The 22,207-nt window shown below is 66.8% G+C and carries 15 protein-coding genes and 2 tRNA genes; 8 read left to right on the top strand and 9 right to left on the bottom strand.

Features of this window, described 5'->3' with window-relative positions:
• Positions 1-35 precede the first annotated feature (35 nt).
• The 5 genes from O0879_RS09180 to O0879_RS09160 all read right to left on the bottom strand — a co-directional run bounded on the left by O0879_RS09180 (position 36) and on the right by O0879_RS09160 (position 2,759).
• Positions 36-112, bottom strand: a tRNA-Met gene (locus tag O0879_RS09180).
• A gap of 143 nt (positions 113-255) precedes the next feature.
• Positions 256-332, bottom strand: a tRNA-Met gene (locus O0879_RS09175).
• Between the two features lie 56 nt (positions 333-388).
• Positions 389-1,567 (bottom strand): class I SAM-dependent methyltransferase, encoded by a 1,179-nt coding sequence (locus O0879_RS09170; protein ID WP_289916055.1) that lies wholly within the window; start codon positions 1,565-1,567, stop codon positions 389-391.
• Between the two features lie 58 nt (positions 1,568-1,625).
• The gene (locus O0879_RS09165; RefSeq protein WP_289916054.1) at positions 1,626-2,489 is read right to left on the bottom strand and encodes a hypothetical protein; all 864 of its coding nucleotides are present in this window, start codon (positions 2,487-2,489) and stop codon (positions 1,626-1,628) included.
• 60 nt (positions 2,490-2,549) lie between these two features.
• Positions 2,550-2,759, bottom strand: coding sequence for a hypothetical protein (locus tag O0879_RS09160; protein WP_034755039.1), 210 nt, complete (start codon positions 2,757-2,759; stop codon positions 2,550-2,552).
• Between the two features lie 178 nt (positions 2,760-2,937).
• Between O0879_RS09160 and O0879_RS09155 the strand changes: the two genes are divergently transcribed.
• The gene (locus O0879_RS09155) at positions 2,938-3,105 is read left to right on the top strand and encodes a hypothetical protein (protein WP_171984974.1); all 168 of its coding nucleotides are present in this window, start codon (positions 2,938-2,940) and stop codon (positions 3,103-3,105) included.
• 10 nt (positions 3,106-3,115) lie between these two features.
• On the opposite strand, the gene O0879_RS09150 is transcribed toward O0879_RS09155, so the two are convergent.
• From O0879_RS09150 to O0879_RS09140, 3 genes are all read right to left on the bottom strand, one after another.
• A complete protein-coding gene (locus tag O0879_RS09150; protein WP_289916052.1) occupies positions 3,116-6,874 on the bottom strand; it encodes an AAA family ATPase in 3,759 nt (1,252 codons plus the stop codon).
• 16 nt (positions 6,875-6,890) lie between these two features.
• On the bottom strand, positions 6,891-8,117 hold the full coding sequence (locus O0879_RS09145) for an exonuclease SbcCD subunit D C-terminal domain-containing protein (protein ID WP_289916051.1): 1,227 nt from the start codon (positions 8,115-8,117) through the stop codon (positions 6,891-6,893).
• 82 nt (positions 8,118-8,199) lie between these two features.
• The gene (locus O0879_RS09140; protein ID WP_289916050.1) at positions 8,200-11,220 is read right to left on the bottom strand and encodes a PAS domain-containing protein; all 3,021 of its coding nucleotides are present in this window, start codon (positions 11,218-11,220) and stop codon (positions 8,200-8,202) included.
• 282 nt (positions 11,221-11,502) lie between these two features.
• Between O0879_RS09140 and O0879_RS09135 the strand changes: the two genes are divergently transcribed.
• Complete coding sequence (locus O0879_RS09135; protein WP_034755042.1) at positions 11,503-11,874, top strand: YajD family HNH nuclease; 372 nt, start codon at positions 11,503-11,505, stop codon at positions 11,872-11,874.
• A 23-nt stretch (positions 11,875-11,897) separates the two neighbouring features.
• Positions 11,898-12,566, top strand: coding sequence for a response regulator (locus O0879_RS09130; protein ID WP_099664720.1), 669 nt, complete (start codon positions 11,898-11,900; stop codon positions 12,564-12,566).
• Between the two features lie 61 nt (positions 12,567-12,627).
• On the opposite strand, the gene O0879_RS09125 is transcribed toward O0879_RS09130, so the two are convergent.
• Positions 12,628-14,772 (bottom strand): TonB-dependent receptor, encoded by a 2,145-nt coding sequence (locus O0879_RS09125; protein WP_289916049.1) that lies wholly within the window; start codon positions 14,770-14,772, stop codon positions 12,628-12,630.
• 165 nt (positions 14,773-14,937) lie between these two features.
• On the opposite strand from O0879_RS09125, the gene O0879_RS09120 reads away from it, so the two are divergent.
• The 5 genes from O0879_RS09120 to O0879_RS09100 all read left to right on the top strand — a co-directional run bounded on the left by O0879_RS09120 (position 14,938) and on the right by O0879_RS09100 (position 22,180).
• A complete protein-coding gene (locus O0879_RS09120) occupies positions 14,938-16,290 on the top strand; it encodes an ATP-binding protein (RefSeq protein ID WP_289916048.1) in 1,353 nt (450 codons plus the stop codon).
• Positions 16,291-16,352: 62 nt separating this feature from the next.
• Entirely contained in the window at positions 16,353-17,636 is a 1,284-nt protein-coding gene (locus O0879_RS09115; RefSeq protein WP_289916047.1) for a crosslink repair DNA glycosylase YcaQ family protein, read from the top strand.
• Positions 17,633-18,625 (top strand): DUF2804 domain-containing protein, encoded by a 993-nt coding sequence (locus O0879_RS09110; RefSeq protein WP_289916046.1) that lies wholly within the window; start codon positions 17,633-17,635, stop codon positions 18,623-18,625. The genes O0879_RS09115 and O0879_RS09110 overlap by 4 nt, the downstream gene beginning before the upstream one ends.
• A 118-nt stretch (positions 18,626-18,743) precedes the next feature.
• A complete protein-coding gene (locus tag O0879_RS09105; RefSeq protein WP_289916044.1) occupies positions 18,744-21,410 on the top strand; it encodes a bifunctional acetate--CoA ligase family protein/GNAT family N-acetyltransferase in 2,667 nt (888 codons plus the stop codon).
• A gap of 116 nt (positions 21,411-21,526) precedes the next feature.
• Positions 21,527-22,180 (top strand): hypothetical protein, encoded by a 654-nt coding sequence (locus O0879_RS09100; RefSeq protein WP_289899117.1) that lies wholly within the window; start codon positions 21,527-21,529, stop codon positions 22,178-22,180.
• Positions 22,181-22,207: the final 27 nt, after the last annotated feature.

The raw sequence follows: 22,207 nt of genomic DNA, 5'->3' as shown, positions 1-22,207 counted from the left end.
TGAATCCCTTGCAGGAATCAGCGGTTTTCAAATATTGGTTGCGGGGACAGGATTTGAACCTGTGACCTTCGGGTTATGAGCCCGACGAGCTGCCAGACTGCTCCACCCCGCAGGCGAATTATAACCGAGTTTGTTGCATTGCGAAAGAGCGGAGCGCAACCGGGGGCATTTGGCTTGCATGGGGGGCATTGGCATACCGTGCCGCAATGGAAAAAGCCGCTGGTCCCTTTGCAAGAATCAGCGGCTTTCAAATATTGGTTGCGGGGACAGGATTTGAACCTGTGACCTTCGGGTTATGAGCCCGACGAGCTGCCAGACTGCTCCACCCCGCAGGCGAATTATAGCGGGGTTTGCTGCAATGCGCAATGGCCGGGTTTCAGACCCTCGATTATGCCGCCGCCAGGCGCCACAGCGACGTGACTTCCTGCGAGCGGGCCGCGTGCAGGCTGTCCGTCGCATCCTGTGCGCGCGGGTGCGTGGGTTTCACGTCCAGGCGGTCGACGACTTTCAAGCCCGCTTGCGCTATCCATTCGAGCAATTGCGCGCGCGGGCGCAAGCCCAGGTGCTCGGCCAGGTCGGATAAAATCAGCCAGCCTTCGCCGCTTGGCTCCAGGTGGTCGGCCAGGCCGGCGAGGAAACCGCGCAGCATGCGGCTGTCCGGATCGTAGACGGCGTATTCGATCGGCGAACTTGGACGGGCCGGCAGCCAGGGCGGATTGCACACGACCAGCGGCGCGCGGCCGGCGGGGAACAGGTCGGCCTGCACGACGTCGACCTTGCCCTGCAAATCGAGGCGGGCCAGGTTCTCGCGCGCGCAGGACAGGGCGCGCGGGTCCTGGTCGGTGGCGACGATGCGTTCGATGCCGCGCTGCGCCAGCACGGCGGCCAGCACGCCCGTGCCCGTGCCGATATCGAAGGCCAGCTTGGCGCGCGTGGGCAGCGGCGCTTCCGCCACCAGGCCCACGTACTCGCCGCGGATGGGCGCGAACACGCCGTAATGCGGATGGATGCGTTGGCCCAGGGCCGGCAGTTCCACGCCCGTGCGGCGCCATTCGTGCGCGCCGATCAGGCCCAGCAACTCGCGCAAGGAGGCGACGAACGGCTCTTCGCCGCGGCCATACGCTTCATTGCAAGTCAGTTTCACGTCCGGCGCGCGGCGCAGCGGGATCGTGTAGTCGGCGTCGAAAGGCAGCAGCAGCATGGCCAGGGTACGGGCGCGCTGTGACTGGGCCTGGCGGTGCAAGTGGAAGGCTTCCGTGGCGGATGGTTCCGGCTTGGCCAGCTTGGCGGCCTTGGCCTTCTTGCTTGGCTTGTCGTTCTTGTGGTCGGCGCGCCGCGCCAGCGCCTGCAGCAGCTGGCGCGCGTTCTGGAAGTCGCCGCGCCACAGCATGGCCGTGCCTTCGCAGGCCAGGCGGTAAGCCTGGTCGGCCGTCGTGCGGTCGTCGGCGATGACGACGCGCTTGGGCGGCGGCATGCCGCTTTCCGAGCGCCAGCGGGCCGAATGCTCGGCGCCGTTTTCGCTCCAGTGGATCTGCGGATGAACGGTAGGTGAAGAAGTGTCGGACATGGGATTCAATCGATAGAAGGGGGCGCGCGGCATGGTCGCCTGCGCAGGCCGTCTTCCATTATACGTCGCCGGCCGTGCTGTTTGCCGTGTCCGTGCCATAGGCGAGTGCCAGCGCACGGGCGCGCGCCTGCTCTTCCGGCGTGGTTGCCACGGCTTGCCTGTCGACTTTTGCGGTCTCGGTGGCATGCTCCGGCTGCACCAGCTTGAGCAAACGCAAGCTCAGGCTGCCCGCCAGGTCGCCATCCTTGCCGCTGGCGCTGGCGCCATCGGACGTGCCCTGATAGAGATTGCTTTGCAATTGCTGGCCCAGCAGCTTGAACAGGTCGTGCAGATTGCCGCCGAAGTGCGTGGCGGGCAACTCCCTGGCGGGCAGGCTGGCGTCGTCGGCGGAGCTGGCTTCTTCGTCGGCTTCTTGCGTTTGCTCAAGGACGCCCGCGCTGATGTTCGATTGATATTGCACTTCCACTTCGAAGTCGAAGGTCTGGCCATCGGCCGTCGTGATCTTGCCCTTGCCGAGGAAATGCGCGTTTTCATCGAGGCTGAAGGCGGCCGCGCGGCTGCTGCCGTTGGCGCCCGAGACGCTGGCGCTGCCACTGCTGAAGCTGGAACCGGCCTGCAGGTCGACGGAATCGAAGGCAACCGTGGCGCCGTCGCCGAACAGCTGGCGCGTCATGGTGGAGAGAAAATCCTGCGCCACGTCGACGGTCGCGTTGCCCAGCGCATCGGTCCGTTGCGACAATCCCTTGGCAGACAGGTCCAGGCCATTTTTCGACAGCGCCACCACGTCTTGCGCCGTGCGCTGCATCAGGGGCGAAGCGGCCAGGCCGGACGCGCCAGCGCCTGCTTTTGGCGGCGCCTGTCCTGCCAGGGGATTGGCGGCGGGCTGGCGCGAGCCGGAAAGGAGGGCGGGGAGCTGGGACATGGTCGGTTCAAATGGGGAAGATAGGCGAATTAACGGCAATATCGCCCCATTCTTTAACCATTAGTGGTGGTGCGACCAGCTACCGTCTGCCGATTCCAGGTAGGACTTGACGGCATCGGCCTGGCCCGTGGCGTGACGCTTGAGTTCGCCGCATGCGCAAATGCCCTGATACGGCTGGATATGCGAGCAGGCGGAGACTTTTTGCAGGTAAACCTGCATGGATTTGTGACATTTTACGCACTTGAAGGTGAGGCTGCGGGCGGCTTTCATGGGGTTCCTTGAACTGTTGCGGGGCGTAGAGTTTGTCTACGCGAAGGCGGCGATTTTAACGCACTCCGGCCATGGTTACACGTTGTTGCATCTGCGCCACGCGCACGTCAACTGAATCCGCGCCGTGACGTTGAACGTATATAGGAGGTCGTCTGACCGCCATTGAAGAGGTAGCACCATGGACAAGCGTGACAAGGAAAAGCCTGTACAGCCCGCCAAGGAGCTGGTGAGAAAATGGTTGAAAGCGGAGCTGGAACAGCGCCGGCCCCCGCCCGACCCCGAGCAGATCCGCCGCGAACTGGGCTGGGATCTGCTCAGGCTGGGACGCGAACCGCTGGCGCGCTGACGCCCTTGCTTTAGCGCACCGTCACCACGCTCTTGCCGCCGGACCCAGGCTGCACGAGGATGCGGGTGGCGATGCGCTCCGTCATTTCCTGCACGTGCGAGATGACGCCCACCTTGCGGCCCATCGCTTGCAAGCCGTCGAGCGCATCCATGGCCACGCGCAGGGTTTCCGTGTCCAGGCTGCCAAAGCCCTCGTCGATGAACAGCGATTCCACGCGCACCCGGTTCGAGGATAGCGAGGCCAGGCCCAGCGCCAGGGCCAGCGAAACGAGGAACGATTCGCCGCCCGACAGCGAATGCACGGAGCGCAGCTCACCGCCCATGTCCTGGTCGCGCACCATCAGGCCCAGCGACGGGTTGTTCGGGTTGTCGATGCGTTCGAGCTGGTAGCGGCGCGCCAGGTGGTTCAGGTGCGCGTTGGCATAGCCGAGCAGCACTTCCAGCGTGAATTGCTGCGCGTAGTTGCGGAATTTCTTGCCGTCGGCCGAGCCGATCAATTCATTCAGGCTGGCCCAGCGCCGCTCGATGACGGCTTGCGCCTCGATTTGCGCCAGCATCGCTTGCGCGCTGTGGCGCCGCGCGTCGTCCTGCGCGATGGCCAGGCGCAGCCGCGTCGCTTCCTGGTTGGCTGCCTGGCGTTCGGCGCCAAGCGCGTCGAGCGCCGTCTGCAACACGGCCTCGTCCATTTCCAGCGCTTCCGGCGGCTGCTGCACGTGCGCGGCCAGCTGCTGCCGGCGCTCTGCCAGCACGGAAACGGCCGCCGTGTGGCGGTCGGCGATCACTTGCAGGGCGTCGCGCTCGGCGCGCATGGCGTCCATGGAGATGGCCAAGCGCGCGCGCAGCTCGTCGAGCGTGGCGGGCGCGTGGCCGGAGTGACGCTGCCGGAACTGCTGCAGCCAGTCGTGCAGGGCGACGGTGGCGCCGTGCTCCTGTTCGCTCAGGGCGGCCAGGCGCTGCGCCAGCTGCGCGCACGCTTCGTCGAGGCGCGTGCACTGCGCGCTGGCCGCTTGGGCCGCCGCCTGCTGCTGCGCCAGCTGGTCTTTGGCCTGCGCGATGGCCGCCGCGAGGCTGCGTTCCACCTCGGCCACGCTCTGGCCCTGCCACAGCGCGTTGCGCTCCGCTTGCAGTGCCGTGAGTTGTTTGTCGGCTGCGGCAAAGGCGGCGTGGGATTCCTGCGCCGCTTGCCGTGCCTTGCCGGCCGCCAGCTGCGCCGCTTCCAGCTGCGCGGCCAGGGTCGCCAGCGCGTGGCCGCGCTGGTCCTGGTCCGCCTGCTGTTTCAGCCATTGCCGGCTTTCCGTTTCGCGCGCCGCGCGGAAGGCGGCGGGGCCGGCGCGCCAGTTGTCTTTCCAGCCTTCGGCGCCTTCCACGTCGGCAAACGCGGCATCGAGCTGCGCCAGCAAGCCGCCAAGCGCGCCGCGCGACGTTTCCGCCTTGTCCAGACTGGCCGCCTGCTGTGCCTGCAATTGCGCCAGACGCGTCTGCGTTTCGGCGACGGCGCTAGTGCAGCGCGCGTGTTCGGCGCCGGCTAGTTCGTGCGCGGCCTGCGCCTGCTCGCGCCGCGCGCCGGCCTGGCGCAGCGCCGCCTCCTGCTGCGCCAGCGCTTGCAGGGCTGCCGCATTGGCCGTCAGCTGCTGCGCGAACCAGTCCGCGCGCTGGTTTGCCGGCGGCAGTTGCAGGGTGTCCGCATGCGGCTGCCATTGCGCGTTCAAGCTGTCGATGGCGGGCGGCAGGACGGCCAGTTCCGCATCCGTCTGCGCCTGTTCGCGCGCGGTCGCTGCCAGCGCCGCCTTGTGCGTGGCCAGCCGCTCCAGATTGCTGCGCGCCTGCGCGCGGCAAGCCAGTACCTCATCCTGCAAGCTGGCCAGCATCGCCTGCAGGGCGTCGTCGGCGTGGGTGTACGGGTGTTCCAGCGCGCCGCACACGGGGCAGGGCTGCTCGTCCTGCAAGGTGGCGCGCAGTTGCTCCACGCTGGCCGCGCATGCCGCTTCCGCCCTTCTCAAGGATTTTTCCGCCTGCGCCAGGCCCGCTTCCAGCAGCGCCGTTTGTGCCGCCAGCGCCGCCAGCGCCGTCGTTTCCGTTTGCGCGGCCTGCGCCAGTTGCGCCGCCCTCGCTTGTCCGTGCGCCAGCTCCTGCTGCTTGCGCGCCAGTTCTGTCCACGTCTTTTCCGCCGCATTCAACTGGCGCGCATGCTCTTCCAGCTGGCCGCGCTGTTGCTGCAGCAGCTGTCCATCGATGGCTTGCACGGCGCACTGCGCCTCGCGCCGCTGCGCATCGTGCGCGGCGAGCGTGGCGGCGGCCGCCGTCAACGCGGCCTGTGCCTCCTGGCCCGCGGCGCATGCCGCGCGCACCAGCTGCGCCGCGTCGGCCGCCCTGGCGTCGGCAGCATCGGCTTGCGCGGCCGCCTGGCCGGCCTGGGCGAACAACTGGTCCGACAGTTGCCATGACGCGGCCAGCGCTTGCCAGTGCTGGTGCGACGCCAGCCACAGGCGGCCCGTTTCCTGCTCCGCCTGCATGGCGTGCTGGTGCTGCTGCAGCTCGTGCAAGGTGGCGCGCGCCGTTTCGTTGGCCTGGTCCGCCGCCAGTGCGCCATCCTGCGCCTGGCGGTGGGCAGGCAAGTGTGCCGCAATGCCGGCATCGAGCGCCTTGGCTTGATCGAGCCGGGGCGCCGCGTCGCGCTGCGCCGTTTCCCTGGCCTGCAAGGCCGCCGTCGCCAGCTGCACGCTGGCGGTCAGCTGCGTTTCGCTGGTCACGGCTTGTGCCGCCTGCGCGCGCGACGCTTCCAGCGCGGTGCCGGTGCCGGCGATGTCGTTTGCCAGGCGCGCCACGTCGTCGATGAGGGGACGCGCCGGCTGCAGCAATTCCCACTGCGCCAGCGCCGCGCGGCGCGCTTCGGCCGCGGTGCGTTCGGCATCCGCGCCATCGAGCGTCTCTTGCGCCGCCGCTATCTGGCTTTGCAGCTTGTGCGTCTCCTGGTGCCAGCGCTGCTGCAGTTCCAGCACCGCCTTGCGCAAGTCGATGGTGTGCAGGGTGGTGTCGGCAGCGCCGCATAGCGCCTCGGTCTCGGCCCGCTCTTCCGGCGACAGGGGCCGCTGGTCGGCCAGTTTTTCGCCCAGGCGTTCGAGGACCTGCTTTTCCTTTTTCGCCCGCTCGAAGGCGCGCATGGAAATGTCGGTATAGATGCTGCTGCCCGTCAGGGTTTCCAGCAACTCGCCCCGTTCATTGTCTTCCGTCTTGAGGAAGGTGGAAAACTCGTTTTGCGCCAGCAGTACGGCGCGCGTGAACTGGTCGAACGACAGGCCGATGCGCTTTTCGATCTCTTCCTTGACTTCCGTCTTGGTGCCGCCGATGGGCTGCAGCGCTGGCAGCTGGTGCAAGCTCATGGCGGTCGCCTGCAATGCCCCTTCGGCCCGGGTACGCGAGCGGCGCACGCTCCAGCGCGCGCGATAGCTGGCACCGTCGTTGCCGACGAAGTCCACTTGCGCGTAACCGTCCGGCGTGCCGCGGCGCAGCAAGGTGCGCGTATCCTGGGCGTTGACGGTTTCCTTGCCCACGTCGGGCAGGGCGCTGCCCCGGCCCAGCACCTTCAGCAAGCGCGGCGTGGCGTCGTACAGGGCCAGGCAAAGGGCGTCGAGCAGGGTGCTCTTGCCCGCGCCCGTGGGGCCGGTGATGGCAAACAGGCCGCTTGATGCCAGCGGTTCCTGCTGGAAGTCGACTTCAAATTCGCCGGCCAGCGAGGCCAGGTTCTTGCCGCTGATTTTCAGTATTTTCATGGTTCTTCAGGTGCGCTCAGGCGCCGGGCAGCAGCAGTTCGGCCAGGGCCGACAGTTGTTCGGGCGGCGCGGGCCAGCCGTATTTTTGCAGGTACAGGCGGCGGAAGATGTCGTCGGGCTGCAGCTGGCTCAATTGGTCCAGCGTCATGTTCTCGGGCGCGCTGCTGCGCGCGGCGCTCGACGTTTCGATCTTCGCCAGGCGCACGTGCTTGCCGTCGAGCGCCGTTTCGATGCGCGTGCGCAGGCCCGGTTCCGGCGCATCGAGGCGCACGCGCACTTCCAGGAAGGGCTGCGCTTCGGGTGCGGCGGCGGGCACGTCGAGGGCGGCCAGCTGCGCCAGCACCTCGTCTATCGGCGCCGGCGTGGCGGGCACGCGCAAGAGGGGCACGGCGCGCGGCACCTCGATGGTGCGCACGTCCTTCAACTGTTCGCCGTCGATGTCGAGACACAGCACCTGATGGCGATAATTGACTTCGGCGAACGACAGGGGAATCGGGCTGCCGCAATAGCGGATATGCTCCTGGCCGCCCACGGCCTGCGCCTTGTGCAGATGGCCCAGCGCCGCATACGCGATGGCGGCGTCAAAAATCCCCGACGGCAGCATTTCCGTACCGCCGATGACGATGCGGCGCTCGGAATCGTTCGACATTTCGCCGCCCACCATGTGGCAATGGCCCATGGCAACGATGGCTTGGCCCGGCTGGCGGCGCGCCAGCGCCAGGTCCGCCAACTGGCGGTACAGCAGGGCGATGCCGCCCAGGTAGGCGTCCTGGGTATCGCCGGCCGGCAGTTTCGGCACGTCGCCGGGACGCAGGAAGGGCACGGCCAGGCACCAGGCTTGCACTTGCCCATCGGCGCCCGTCAAAGGCAGCAGCAGGCGCTCCAGGTCGATCTGGCCATCTTCGTCGCGCAGCAGATGGCCGATCACGTGCGTGCCGTGCGCTGCCAGCAGGGGGCCGGGCGCTTCGAGCCGTCCCGCCGAATCGTGGTTGCCGGCGACGACGACCAGCTGCAGCGCTGGCAGGCGCGCGCGCGCCTGCTGCAGGAAGACGTACAGCTGCTTTTGCGAGGCGGCCGACGGGTTGGCGTTGTCGAACACGTCGCCGGCGACAAGCAGCACGTCGACCATTTCGGCCACGAGCGTGTCGAGCAGCCAGTCGAGGAAGCGCTGGTGCTCGTAGCCCCGCTCGTAATTGTGCAGGGTCTGGCCCAGATGCCAGTCGGAAGTGTGCAGCAGGCGCATGGTGAGCCAAGGGTAGGGAAGACAGGCGCCAATATAGCAGGAATGATAGGGGTCAGACCCGCGCCATGCGCCAGCGGCTAAATCAAGTCGTCAGCATCCCGGCGCGATAGGTATTCCGGCCATCCTGCTTGGCCTTGTACAGCAGCACGTCGGCCCGCTGCAGCAGCACGGCAGGGGGGATGTCTTCGTCGCGGTAGAAAGCCAGGCCGATGCTGGCGGAAATGCGCACGGTGATGCCATCGAGTTCGAACGGCTGCTGCATGGCGGCGACGATTTTTTCCGCCAGCACGGCCGCGTCCTCGGGCCGGGTGATCTGTTCCATGATGATGGTGAATTCGTCGCCGCCCAGGCGGGCGACGATGTCGGTGACGCGCATGGTTTGCGTCAGGCGCTGGGCGAAGGCGCGCAGCAGCGCGTCGCCGGTGCCGTGGCCGTGTGTGTCGTTGACGGGCTTGAAACGGTCGATATCCATGTACATGACGGCCATCAGGTGCTGATGCTGGCGGCTCGCGTGCATGGCGTCGCTGAGTTTTTGCTGGAAGCCGGCGCGGTTCGACAAACCCGTCAGCGCGTCGACCTGGGCCAGTTTCAGCAGGCGCTGTTTTTCGCGCTTTTGCACGGTGATATCCTGGCGCATCACGTGAAAGCCCACCACCTGCAGCTTGTCTTCGCCGATCTGCGGGATGTAGATCACTTCCAGGCAGCGCTCGATGCCTTCCTTGTCGTCTTCTTCCTCGAAGCTCAGGGTTTCGCCCGCCAGCACTCTTTCGATGTACGGCGCCACCGTGCGGTAGCGCGCCTCGCCCACCGTGTCGCGCACGCTCTTGCCCAGCGCTTGCCGACCCGTCAGGCCGAATTCGCGCTCATAGGCGATGTTCAGGAAGCGGTAGACCTGGTCGGCGTCGATGTAGGCGATCATGGCCGGCAGGGTGTCGGCGATGGTGCGCAGGCGCGCTTCGCTTTCCAGCAGCGCCACTTCCGATTCGCGCAGGATGGTGATGTCGTCCAGGCTGCCCACGTAGCCTTCGATCCGGCCGTCGATGAGGATGGGGGCAATTTTGACGGAGACCCATACCAGCCTGCCGCCGCGGTGCAGGCAGCGCAGGGTGGACTGGAACGGCGCATGGCTGTGCGTGAGCTGTTCCAGCGCCACGTGCATCAGCGGATAGTCGTCCGGGTGCAGGGCGCTGGTCCAGCCGGCGCCCAGGGCGGCCGCGCGCGGCAAGCCCGTGATCGATTCGAAGGTGCGGTTGACGTAGGTGCAGCGGCGCTGGCGGTCCAGGCGCACCAGGCCGAGCGGGGAAGCGTCGTTGACGGCGGCCAGTTCGGCCTGTTTCTGGCGCAGTTCCAGTTCCTGCTGGCGGCGCTGCGAGATATCCTCGGCGATGCACAGGATATGTTCGATCTGCTGGCGCTCGTCGAACACGGGTACGGAGACGGCGCGCAGGTAGCGCAGGCTGCCGTCAGCCAGGCGCAGCGGTTTTTCCGTATGGTCGATGACGCCCCGCTCGGCCAGGATGGCGCGGTCGTCCTCGGCGTCGTGCAGGCCGAAGTCGGGCGGGAAGGCCTGGCAATCGGTCTTGCCGATGACGTCGGCGGCCAGGTGGCCGGTGATGTCCTCGGCCGCCTTGTTCCACACTTCCATCTGGCCGAAATTTTCCGGGCGCGCGCTTTTTACGTAGACCAGCACGGGCAAATGGTCGATCAGCGACTGCAGGAAGCTGCGGTTGTCCTGCAGCGCCAGTTCGTCGTGCTTGCGCGCGCTGATGTCGCGCGAGGTGACGGCCACGCCGTCGGCGATCGGCACGACCTGGTGGCGCAGCCAGCGCGTGCCGCCCGAGGCCAGCGGCAGCTCGAATTCATCTTCCAGCGGCTGGCCCGTTTCCATCACCAGCACGAAGCGCTTGAAGAAACGCTCGCCGCGCAGCAGCGGTATCAGCGACAGCACGCGCTGGCCCAGCAGTTCGGAGCGCGGCTTGCCCAGCATGTCGGCGGCGCGCTCGTTGATGTCGGCAAAGGTGAAGTCTTCCACCGGCTTGCCCGGCGCGGCACGCCAGGCTTTCAGCAGCAGCACGGCATCGAGGCTGCCCTGGTGCGCCGCGCGCAGCAAGGCTTGCGTTTCCGTGGCCTGGCGGATGCTGCGGCGCAGGCGCGCGCTCTGGCGCATCAGCAGGGTTGTAAAGCCGGCAATGAGCACGCTGGCGGCGAGCAGCGCGCCGACATATATCAGGCGGCGGTGTTCGAAGCGCGCCAGGGCGACGGCGCGGCTCACGCCCACCACGGCCAGCAGCGGGTAGCGCGGCAGCTCGTGGTAGCTGTAGATGCGGGATGTCGCGTCGACGGGCGGCTCGATCAGCAGTTCTTCGGCGGCGTGCTGCGGCGGTCCCGGCATGCGGAAGTCGATGCGGTCGCTGAGGATCAGTTGTTCGCCGATGCGCCCCGCCGTCAGGCCGCTGTCGCGCGCCACCAGCATCAGCGCGCCCTGTTCATCGAGGTTCAGGCGGTCGTAGTCGTCGACAAAATATGTGGGGTCGACGAGGATGACGATGGCGCCGGCAAAGCGGCCTTGCGCATCGTTCAGGCGGCGCGCCAGGCGGATGGTCCAGTGCTTGCCGCCCACGTCGAGCAGGGGCGTGTCGACCAGGGCCGTGTCGGACGCATTCGCGGCCAGCGCCCTGAAAAATGCCTGGCCGGCCAGGTTTTCCGGCAGGTAGGCGTTGGCGCTGTCGAGCACATTGCCCTGCGCATCGACGAGGGCGATCGGCAATGCCAGCTTCGACGGCAGCACGCTGTCGAGCAAGCCCTGGCGGCGCGTGAATTCGTTGAGGCGCAGGCCGCCGTCCGTTTCCTCGTATTTGAGCTTGAACAATTGCGTGGCGTGATCCGTCTGGCGCAGGGTGAAACTGGTATGGTCGGCCAGGGTCCGCGCCAGCGACTGGCTGACGGCCACGGCGTCGCGCACGGCGCTGGCCCGTTCCTGGCCCACCTGGTAAAAGACGGCCGCCCACAGCGCCAGCAGCAGGATGAGCGCGAACAGGGGCACCAGGCTGAGACGGTACAGGCGGCGGGCAAGGCGTTGCAGGGGTCTTGTTATCGCTATCACGGGCGCTTGCAGGCTATATTCATGGAAAAGGGGAGGGGCGGCGTGGCGCGCATGATAGCCGAAATCGGCCGCCTTGCGCGTCAGCGTGTTGCCGCCGCTGCCATCGTCTGTTCGCGGTCTGTCGCTGGCCTTATTTTGCTTTAAATCAAGTAGCTGTGGTGCCGCGCACGCTAAAAAAAGCACGCCGGCGGCGACACGGGCTGGCGCCGTGGCAGAAAAAGTACAATTGCGCCCCCATCCTCATTAAAATGGATGCTTCTTCCTCCCATATCGAAAGTTGTCATGCAGAGTAAAAAGCCCGACGCGGCAAGACTGGACAAGATCGTGGCTGAAGCGCGCCGCGCCGCCGACCAGCGCGAGAGCGGCTACCGCGAGCGTTCGCTGAAGATGTACCCGTGGGTCTGCGGCCGCTGCATGCGCGAATTCACGCGCGCCAACGTGCAGCAGCTGACGGTGCACCACCGCGACCACAACCACGACAACAATCCGCCCGATGGCAGCAACTGGGAACTGCTGTGCCTGTATTGCCACGACAATGAGCACTCGCGCTACCTGGAAGCGGACCGGGGCGCCGGCCTGTTGTCGGCCGAGGTGGCGCCCGCCACGCACAATCCCTTCGCCGCGCTGGCTGGCCTGATCAAGAAAAAGGACTGAGCGGCTCGTCCGCCTCCCACCCCATGCGCATCTTGCTGACCGAAGACGACCCGCAGCTGGGCCGCGCCACGCAGATCGGCCTGGAACAGGCCGGCCATGCCGTCGACTGGGTCACGAGCGCCGAACACGCGCACACGGCCGTGCGCCTGCACGACTATGGCTGCATTTTGCTGGACCTGGGCTTGCCGGGACAGGATGGCATGCAGGCGCTGGGCGTGCTGCGCGACAATGGCTACAGCGGCGCCGTGCTGGTCGTCACGGCGCGCGACCAGGTGGGCGAGCGCATCGCCGGGCTCGACGCGGGCGCCGACGACTTCATCGTGAAACCGTTCGACCTCGACGAACTGGCCGCGCGCATCCGCAGCGCCTGCCGGCGCGCCGCGGGCCGCCTGCGCGAGCACCTCGTGCACGGCGACCTGGTGCTCGATATCGCCGACCGGCAGGTGACGCAAGGGGGATTGCCCGTGATGCTCACGATGAAGGAGTTTCGCATCCTGCAATTGCTGCTGGAACACGGCGGCCGGGTGCTGAGCCGGGAACAGCTGGAGAAAAACCTGTACAGCTGGGGCGATGAAGTGGAAAGCAATGCCGTGCAAGTGCATATCCACCACCTGCGCAAGAAGCTGGGGCGTGACTTGATACGCACCGTGCATGCGATCGGTTATTGCATTGATAAAGCGCAAGCGGCCTGATGAAAAAACGGGCTACCCTGAGGCAGCCCGTTGGCATCGATGATGCGGCTGGATTAGCGCATCAGAAATCGACGGTGGCCGACAGCCACAGACGGCGGCCGTCCAGGCTGTTGACATAGCGGTTGGCGTACGTCAACGTCGGCGCGCGGTAAGGCTGGTAGTCGACGAAGTCCTTGTTGAGCAGGTTGTACACGGCCGCGTTCAGGGTGACGCGCTTGTTCAGCTGGTAGCTGCTGCCCAGGTGCAACATGGTGTAGCCCTTGTAGTCGCCCAGCGCGGCCTTGGCGGCGCGCGTGGAAGCGGAGGTGCCCGGATCGCGGAAGCGCTCGCTGCGGTACTCGGCGCGCAGCCAGCCGTTCCATTCGCGCGAGATATCCCAGCTCAGGCGTGCGTTGACGGCGTGCTTGGGCGTGTCGCTCAGGGGCTTGCCCGCGTTGCTGCCACTCTTCTGTTCGCTTTCCGTGTACGTGTAGTTGGCGCTGGCCGACAGGCTCTTGCCCAGCGGGAAGCGCGTATTCAGCTCGACGCCGCGCGTGACGGCCTCATCCACGTTGACCGACTGGCCGAACGCATCGACGTTGGGCCAGTTGCCGAAGCTGACGCAGCCGGGACGGTTTGGCGACGGACGGTAATCGCAGTTGACGAGGCCCGTGCCCGTCGTGATCTTGTCCTTGAATTGATTGTTGAACAGGGAGCCGCTGGCGGTCCAGCCGGCCAGGTTGTCGAAATACGCGCCGATTTCCGTCGTCGTGCTCGTTTCCGGCTTCAGGTTCGGGCTGCCGACGAGGGGAATCGTGCCCTGGCCGCCGAAACCGTTGATTCCTGGCGACAATTGTTCCACGCGCGGCGTCTTGTAGCCCTTGCTGACGCCGCCCTTGACGGTCCAGCTTGGCGTCGCGTTCCACACGGCATATGCGCGGGGGCTGGTCTGGCCGCCGAAGATGCTGTGATCGTCATAACGGGCGCCGAAGGTCAGCGCGACATTCTCCAGCACCTGCCATTCGTCTTCCAGGAACAGGGCTTTTTGCGTGAATTCGAATTTCTTTGGCGCCACGCCATCCGTCATTTCCGCTTTCCACCATTGCGCGCCGACGGTGGCCATGTGTTTGCCCAACGGCATGACCAATTTGGTGTCGAACACCTGGCTTTCCACTTCCAGGGTGCGCGCGCTGCCGGCGACGGCGCCGGGCGTGCCTGGCGGAATCGTGCGGCCCAGGGTTTCCGTCTTGTTCACCATGTAGCTGCTGTCCAGGGTGCCGAAGCCGAAGCGGCCCGTATGCGACAGCGTCCACTGGTCGCGGTTGTATTTCTGCTCGGGACCGTAGCCGCCCTGCAAGCCCAAGGTGCCCAGTTGCTTCTTCGAATTGTCGTAGGTCTGGCGGCCCGCATCCGCGTCGAGGATGACGGTATGGAAACGGTTGGGTGTGAACGCCAGGCGCGCGCCAAAGTTCTCGATGTCCGCGCGCACGGGATTGGCGCCCATGTTCGGCACATTTTCCGCACCGGCCGCGTCGTTGTAGCGGATGTTGGCCGCATCGCGGCGCTGCTTGCTGCCGCGCAGGGACAGGCCCAGCAGGTCGGTGGCGAGAGGGCCGCTCAGGTAGAAGCGGCCGCTTTTCACGTCGCCGAAATCGGACTCTTCCTGCAGGGTGTAGTCGGCCGAGATGGAACCCATCCACTGCTTGCCCACCTTGCGCGTGATGATGTTGATCACGCCGCCCATGGCGTCCGAGCCGTACAGGGTCGACATGGGGCCGCGGATGATCTCGATGCGCTCGATGGCGGCCAGCGGCGGCATGAAGCTCGTCTGCGTACCGCCGAAGCCGTTCGGCGTGACATTGCCGGCCGCGTTCTGGCGGCGTCCGTCGATCAGCACCAGGGTGTAGTCGCTGGGCATGCCGCGGATGCTGATGTTCATGCCGCCCGTCTTGTCGCCCGCCGCGCCCACGTCGATGCCTTCCACGCTTTCCAGCGCCTGCGTCAGGTTGCCGAAGCGTTCCTTCGACAGTTCTTCACGCGTCAGCACGGTGATCGAGGCGGGCGCCTGCTTGATATCCTGCTCGAAACCGGAGGCGGAAACCACCACTTCCGGCATGCTGGCAGGCGTGCCCGTCTGGGCGTGGGCCGGCAGGCAGGACAGGGCGGCCAAGGCCAGGGCCAGGGTGGTGGGACGCGGCAGGTGCGCGCGGCGGGGGCTGTTGGACATGCAAACTCCTGAGGGTGAATGAATTATTGGTCTGTATTGTTTGGGTAATGGGAATCATGAAGGCAATAAGAATCATTTACAATTGCAGGCATGGCTTCCCAAAAAATATTTCGCTCCGGATCTTGCGCAGAAGTTCTTAAGAGATTCTTAACGGCTGGCGGCGGCGTGAAAAGCTGGTCGCTGCGGCGCACCCTGCTGGCCGTGCTGCTGGGCCTGACCCTGGCCCTGTGGGTGGGCAGCGCCGCCATCGTGTACGTGGAAGCGCGCCGCGAAAGCCAGGAATTGTTCGACCAGTCGCTGATCGAGACGGGCCATTTGCTGCTGTCGCTGGTGGAAAAGGATGCGCGCGAGCATGGCTTGACGGGGCCCATCGACCTGCCGCTGCGCGGCCATCCGAATCCCCACCAGTATTTGCTGTTCAAGGTGCGCGACGCGCAGCAGCGCGTCCTGTACCGCAACGACGCGGCGTCCGACATCGCCCTGTCGCGCAGCGCGCCGGACGGCCTGTCGTGGACCAGCATCGGCGGCCAGCGCTGGCGTCTGTTTTCGCTGTGGAACCCGCAGCGCAGCCTGCAGCTGCTGGTGGCCGAACCGACCAGCCACCGCGACGACATCAGCCGCGGTTTCTTTTACCGCATCGCGCTGTTCGGCCTGCTGCTCGTGGCGCTGGCCACCATCGCCATCTGGTGGAGCATCCACCGCGTGTTTCGCGTGCTGCAGGCGTCCGCCGACGAAGTGTCGGCGCGCACGCCCGATGAACTGACGGACGTGCATGTGCACGGCGCGCCCTCGGAGCTGCATCCGTTGCTGCTGGAAATTAACCGCCTGTTCGGCAGGGTGCGGCACAGCCGCGACAACGAACAGCGCTTTACGGCCGATGCGGCGCACGAGCTGCGCACGCCGCTGGCCGCCATCAAGACCAATCTGCAAGTGCTGCAGCGGGCCCGCAGCGCGGACGAACGCGAGGAATTCATCGCCGCCCTGGGCGCCAGCGTGGAGCGCGCCACGCGCCTCGTCAACCAGTTGCTGGCGCTGGCGCAGCTCGATCCGCAGTCGCAGGCAGAGACGGCGCTGGCGCCGGGCGACCTGGCGCAGCTGCTGGCAGCGCAGGGGGCGCAGTGGCAGGCGCTGGCCGCGCCGTACCAGTTGTCGCTGGCGGTCAACGTGGCGCCGGCGCCCTGCGCGCTGCATGCGGACAGCCTGCAGGTGTTGCTGCGCAACCTGGTCGACAATGCGCTGCGCTATACCCCGGCGCCGGGCGCCATCGAGATCCGCTGCGGCGTGGAGGCGGGGCGCAGCTACCTGTGCGTGGCCGATACGGGGCCGGGCATCGCCGAGCAATGGCACGCGCGCGTGTTCGAGCGCTTCGTGCGCCTGGGCGGCAGCCAGGTTCCCGGCAGCGGGCTGGGCCTGTCCATCGTGCGCCGCATCGCCGAGCGGCATGGCGCGCAGATCATCCTCGGCGCCGGACTGCAGGGCCGGGGGCTGGCGGTGACGGTCGTGTTTCCCGCAACGTAGCGGGCGCGATCCGATAGCGATAAAACGCACAAGGCGTGTGCAGAATGCGGTATCTTTCTGTTATGCACAGCCCACACCAGCCCATTCTTTTCGATCCCCCCGCTTTATCGCTGGCCGCCGCGCGCGCGCTGCACCTGGCCGCGCAGGGCTTGCTGCAGGCGCGGCGCAAGAAAGCCGTGAAGGCCGACGTGCTGGCCGCCGTGCGGCAGATGGGCGTGCTGCAGATCGACACCATCCACGTGGTGGCGCGCAGCCCCTACCTGGTGCTGTGGAGCCGCCTGGGCGACTATCCGCAGCCGTGGCTGGAGCAGCTGCTGGCCGAGGGTGCGCTGTTCGAGTACTGGGCGCACGAGGCTTGCTTCGTGCCCATCGAAGACTATGGCCTGTACCGCCACCGCATGCTGGACCCGGCTGCCATGGGCTGGAAGTACTCCGTCAAATGGATGGCGGAGCAGGGCGAGGCCGTCGCTTCGGTGCTGGAACATATCCGCGCCAACGGCGCCGCGCGTTCGGCCGACTTCGAGCGCACGGATGGCCAGGCGGGCGGCTGGTGGAGCTGGAAGCCGGAAAAGCGCTCGCTCGAAGTGCTGTTTACGTCGGGCGTGCTGATGATCGCCAAGCGCCACAATTTCCAGCGCTATTACGACCTGGCCGAACGCGTGCTGCCGGGCTGGCACGACGGCTTGCTGCCGTCCGAGGAGCAGGTGCGCCGCCGCCTGCTGCTGGCCAGCGTGAAGGCGCTGGGGCTGGCGCGGGCCAGCTGGATCAGCGATTACTTCCGCACCAGGCAACCGCGCGCCAGCCTGGCGCGCGATCTGCAGGCGCTGGTGGACGAGGGCGCGCTGCTGCGCTGCACGGTCGATGGCTGGAGTGATGCCGTGTACGTGCATGCCGAGCATGGGGACTTGTTGCGCGACGCGGCGGCCGGCAAGCTGGCGCCCACCCTGACGACGATCCTGTCGCCGTTCGATCCCGTCGTCTGGGACCGGCGCCGCGCCCTGGAATTGTTCGGCTTCGACTACCGGCTCGAATGCTACACGCCGGCCGAAAAGCGCCGCTATGGCTATTTCACCTTGCCGATCTTGCGCCGCGGCGCGCTGGTGGGGCGCCTGGACGCCAAGGCGCACCGCGCGCAGGGGCGCTTCGAGATCAAGTCGCTGGCGCTGGAAGACGGCGTGCGCCTCAGTGCCCGCCTGGTGCAGGACGTGGCCGGCGCCGTGCAGCGCCTGGCGCTCTGGCATGCCTGCCCGGATATTGATATTGCGCAGACGCAGCCGGCAGCCTTCGGCGCGCTGCTGGCCCAGGCCCTGCTCGACGGCGGCGCTGCCGCAAGGCGGGCCGCATGATGCTGCCGCCGGCTCCTCCCCAGCTGCTCGACGCCGATGGAATTCCCTGCTTTGGCCGCTACACGGGGCAATTGAACGCCTTCGACTGGGCCGCGCTGGCGCCGCCTCACGCGCGCGGCGCCCTCTGGCGCCTGTTCCACCACAAGCGCTGGCATTATGTGGCCCTGTCCACACCCACGCTGTTCTGCGGCGTGGCCATCGTCGACCTGGGCTGGACCAGCACGGCCTTCGCGTATGCCTTCGACCGCCACAAGGGCAAGATCGTGGCCAGTTTTTCGCAGGATGGCGTGCCGGGTTTGAGCGCCACGGTGGCGCCGCATGCGGGCGCCAGCAGCCGTTTCCGCTTCCTCTCGCAAGTGATCTCCATCGAGGCCCAGCCCCAGCAGCGCTACCGTTTGCGGCTCGATTGCGGCCATTTCGGCATCGACGCGGAATTCGGCCCGCCCGTGGCGCCCACCTTGCTGGCCGTGGGGCCCGTGGGCGAGGGCGGCAGCGTGCATGCGACGCAAAAGTCGGGCGGCTTGCCCCTGTGGGGCACCGTGCGCTGCGGCGCCATGGGCTACAGCTTGGACGACGGCGTGGCCAGCTTCGATTATTCGAATGGCTTGCTGGCGCGCGAAACGGAATGGCGCTGGGCCTCGGCGCACAGCCTGGACCTGGGCTTCAACCTGCAGGCCGGCTATTTCGGCGCGCATGAAAACGCGCTGTGGCTCGATGGCCAGCTGTATCCGCTGGGCCGCGCGCATTTCGACTTCAATCCCGACAACCCGCTGGCGCCGTGGCATGTGTGGACGGACGACGATTTGCTGGACCTGCACTTCAAGCCCGAGGGCGCGCGCCGCGAGGATAAGAATCTGTGGATCGCCGCCAGCCGCTACATCCAGCCCATCGGCACCTTCAGCGGCTGGGTGCGCACCAGCGCGGACTCTCCCAAGCGCATCGTGGCGCAGCTGGCCGGGGTGACGGAAAGCCACCGCTCGCGCTGGTAGGGGCGCGCGGATTTTTCGTGAAATGCAGCGCAAGGTCAAATTTTTTTGGCAACGCATCCCTTACACTGGCGCGTAGCCGCTCCGGCAATCCCGCTCCGGCAATCCATGAGGCCAGAACATGAGTATCCGTAATCTCGACAAGCTGTTCAAGCCGGCCTCGGTGGCCCTGATCGGCGCCACGGCGCGCGAACGCAAGCTGGGCGCCATCGCCCTGTACAACCTGCTCGGTGGCGGCTACCAGGGAGACATTTGGCCCGTCAATCCCAAGTACGACGAGCTGATGGGCCTGAAATGCTACCGCAAGCTGGCGCACTTGCCCAAGGCGCCGGACCTGGCCATCATCTGCACGCCGCCCGCCACCATCACGGCCCTGATCCGCGAACTGGGTGCGTTGGGCACGCGCGCGGTCATCGTCATGACGTCCGGCCTCGACCCCGTGCGCGAGCAGTCGCTGCGCCTGGCCATGCTGAAGGCGGCCAAACCGCATCTGCTGCGCATCCTCGGCCCCAACAGCATGGGCTTGCTGGTGCCGAAACTGGGCTTGAACGCCAGCTTCGCCCATGTAGGCGCGACCAGCGGCAAGATCGCCTTCGTGTCGCAGTCGGGCGCGCTGGTGTCGGGCGTGCTCGACTGGGCCAACGCGCATGGCGTGGGCTTTTCCAAGTTCATTTCGCTGGGCGCCAGCTACGATATCGATTTCGGCGACTTGCTCGACTACCTGGCCGGCGACGTCGACACGGCCGCCATCCTGCTGTACATGGAAGACATCCAGGCGGCGCGCAAATTCATGTCGGCGGCGCGCGCGGCCGCGCGCAGCAAGCCCGTCATCGTCCTGAAGGCGGGACGCGAGGCGGAAGGCGCGGCCATGGCGGCCTGGCATACGGGCGCGCTGGCCGGTTCCGACGCCGTGTACGATGCGGCCATCCGCCGCGCCGGCATGCTGCGCGTGTATTCGGCCGAGGAATTGTTCGACGCCGTGGAAACCCTCACGCATATCCGCTCGCAGCGCGGCGAGCGCCTGGCGATCCTGTGCAATGGCGGCGGCCTGGGCGTGATGGCCACCGACGCGCTGGTGGGCAGCGGCGGCAAGCTGGCCGACCTGTCGCCGGACACCGTCATCGCGCTGGAAAAGGCGCTGCCACGGGGCTGGTCGCACGACAATCCCGTGGGCTTGCCCGGCGACGCGGCCGTGCAGCGCTATGCCGACGCCATCAAGCCGCTGCTCGACGAGCCGCAGGCGGACGCCTTGCTGCTGCTGCACGCGCCCACGGCCATGGTCTCGTCGATCGACATCGCCGAAGCCGTCACGCCGCTGATCAAGGCCACCTCGCGCACGGTGCTGTCGTGCCTGCTGGGCGGCACCACCGTGGCGCCTGCGCGCCAGGTCTTCAACCGGGCCGGCATTCCCACCTACGACACGCCGGAAAAGGCCGTACATGGCTTCATGCAGATCGTGCAGTACCGGCGCAACCAGGAAACCCTGATGCAGGTGCCAGCGCAGCTGCCCATGTCGGCCACGCCGCGCCGCGCCAGGGTGCGCGAAATCGTCGCCGCCGCGCTGGCGGCCGGCCAGACGGTGCTGGGCGAATGCCGTTCGAAGGAAATCCTGGCCGCCTACGGCATTCCCGTCGCTACCACGCGCATGGCGGCCGACGTGGAAGAGGCGCTGGCCGTGGCTGCCGACATCGGCTATCCCGTCGCGTTGAAAATCCACTCGCCCGACATCGCCCACAAATCCGACGTGGGCGGCGTGGCGCTCGACCTCGATACGCCCGACATCCTGCGCACGGCCGCCGCCGCCATGCTCAAGCGCGTGCGCCGCATGCGTCCCGACGCGCTGATCGACGGTTTTACCGTGCAGCAGATGGCGCGCCGGCCGCAATCGCATGAATTGATCGTCGGCGTGACGACGGACGCCGCCTTCGGCCCCGTGATATTGGTGGGGCAGGGCGGCATCGCCGTGGAAGTGACGGCCGATCACGCCATCGGCCTGCCGCCCCTGAACATGGTGCTGGCGCGCGACATGCTGGCGCGCACGCGCGTGTCGAAGCTGCTGGCCGGCTACCGCAACCAGCCGCCGGCCGACATCGACGCCATCTGCTACACCCTGATCCAAGTGGCCGAACTGGTGGCCGACATCGGCGAGCTGGCCGAACTCGACATCAACCCCCTGGTGGCCGATGCGGATGGCGTGATCGCCCTCGACGCGCGCATCCGCCTGCAGCCGGGCCAGAAGCGCGACCGCCTGGCCATCCGCCCGTATCCGCAGGAGCTGGAAGAGCAGGTGACGTGGATGGATCAATCCATCCTGCTGCGCCCCATCCGCCCCGAGGACGCGCCGCAGCACATGGACCTGTTCCACGCGCTGGACCCGGACGACGTGCGCCTGCGCTTCTTCACGTCCATGCGCGAGCTGCCCGTGTCGCAGCTGGCGCGCCTGACGCAGATCGATTACGACCGCGCCATGGCCTTCATCGCCACGCACACGGGCCCGGACGGCAAGCCGGAAACCCTGGGCGTGGTGCGCGCCGTGGCCGATCCGGACAATATCCACGCCGATTTCGCCATCGCCGTGCGCTCGGCCCTGAAAGGCAAGGGACTGGGACACATCCTGTTCGAGAAGCTGGTCGACTATTTCCGCAGCCGGGGCACGGAAGCGCTGGTGGGCGAGGCGATGGCGCGCAACAAGGGCATGCAGCGGCTGGTGAAAAGCTTTGGCGGCGAAGTCACGCCGTCGGAAGAGCCGGGCGTCGTCAACTTGCATATCGGCTTGCGCGCGCCGTAAAAGAAAGCGCGGCTGGCCAGCCGCGGGTTTGTGCAGGATCAAACCGGCCCCTGTCGGTAGTCTTTACACTTTCACTTCCAGGATGACATATCCAGCGCGTTTTCGGGAGTGAGTGCATGCTTACTGCAACATATATATTGGTTTCCCTGTCGGTGGAACAGGCCAGCATCCGCATGAGCTTGTTGGCTTTTCAGAAATACATGCAGGTGCAATTGCGCCAGCAAAGCAGGCTCAGTTTGGCGCAACTGCAGTACACGGGCGACTGGCTGAACCGGTTGTACCAGGGGAGCTATTGGCGCAAGGTGGAGATGTACCTGATTCCCGCCATCCGCCAGGCCGCGCCCCATGTGGACGGCTTGCTGGACGAGTTGAACGGCTTGAACCACGCGGCGCTGGAAAGCATCAATGTCGTGCAGCAGCGCGCGGGTGCCGCCATCGACCATTCCGAATTACAGGCCGAGCAGCTGTGCGCCGCCATCGATGCCTTTTGCGCGGCCTTGCTGCAGCGCCTGGAAAAGGAAGAGCGCGAACTGTTCGCGCTGGCGCGCAAGGTCATCGTCGGCGAAGCGTGGTTTGCCATCGCCTACCAGTTCCTCGCCCACGATGCGCGCGCGCAGGAAGCGCGCCGTGGCAAGGCGCAGGTGCTGCCTTTTGTTTTGCCAGCGCCTTTGCCGGCGCCCTTGCCTGCAGCCGGCGGCGCTGAAACGCTGGCGGATGGCGCCGCGTCCGCGCCGCCCGCGCCGGCACAGCCGCTGCGTGCGCAGGCTTGAACGGGTAGCGAGCGCACACCCCGTCAG

The organism is Janthinobacterium sp. SUN120, from assembly GCF_030397735.1.
GTDB lineage: Bacteria > Pseudomonadota > Gammaproteobacteria > Burkholderiales > Burkholderiaceae_D > Janthinobacterium > Janthinobacterium kumbetense.
Note: the sequence above shows the minus strand (reverse complement) of the source record. Positions and strands in the feature narration are given on the sequence as shown.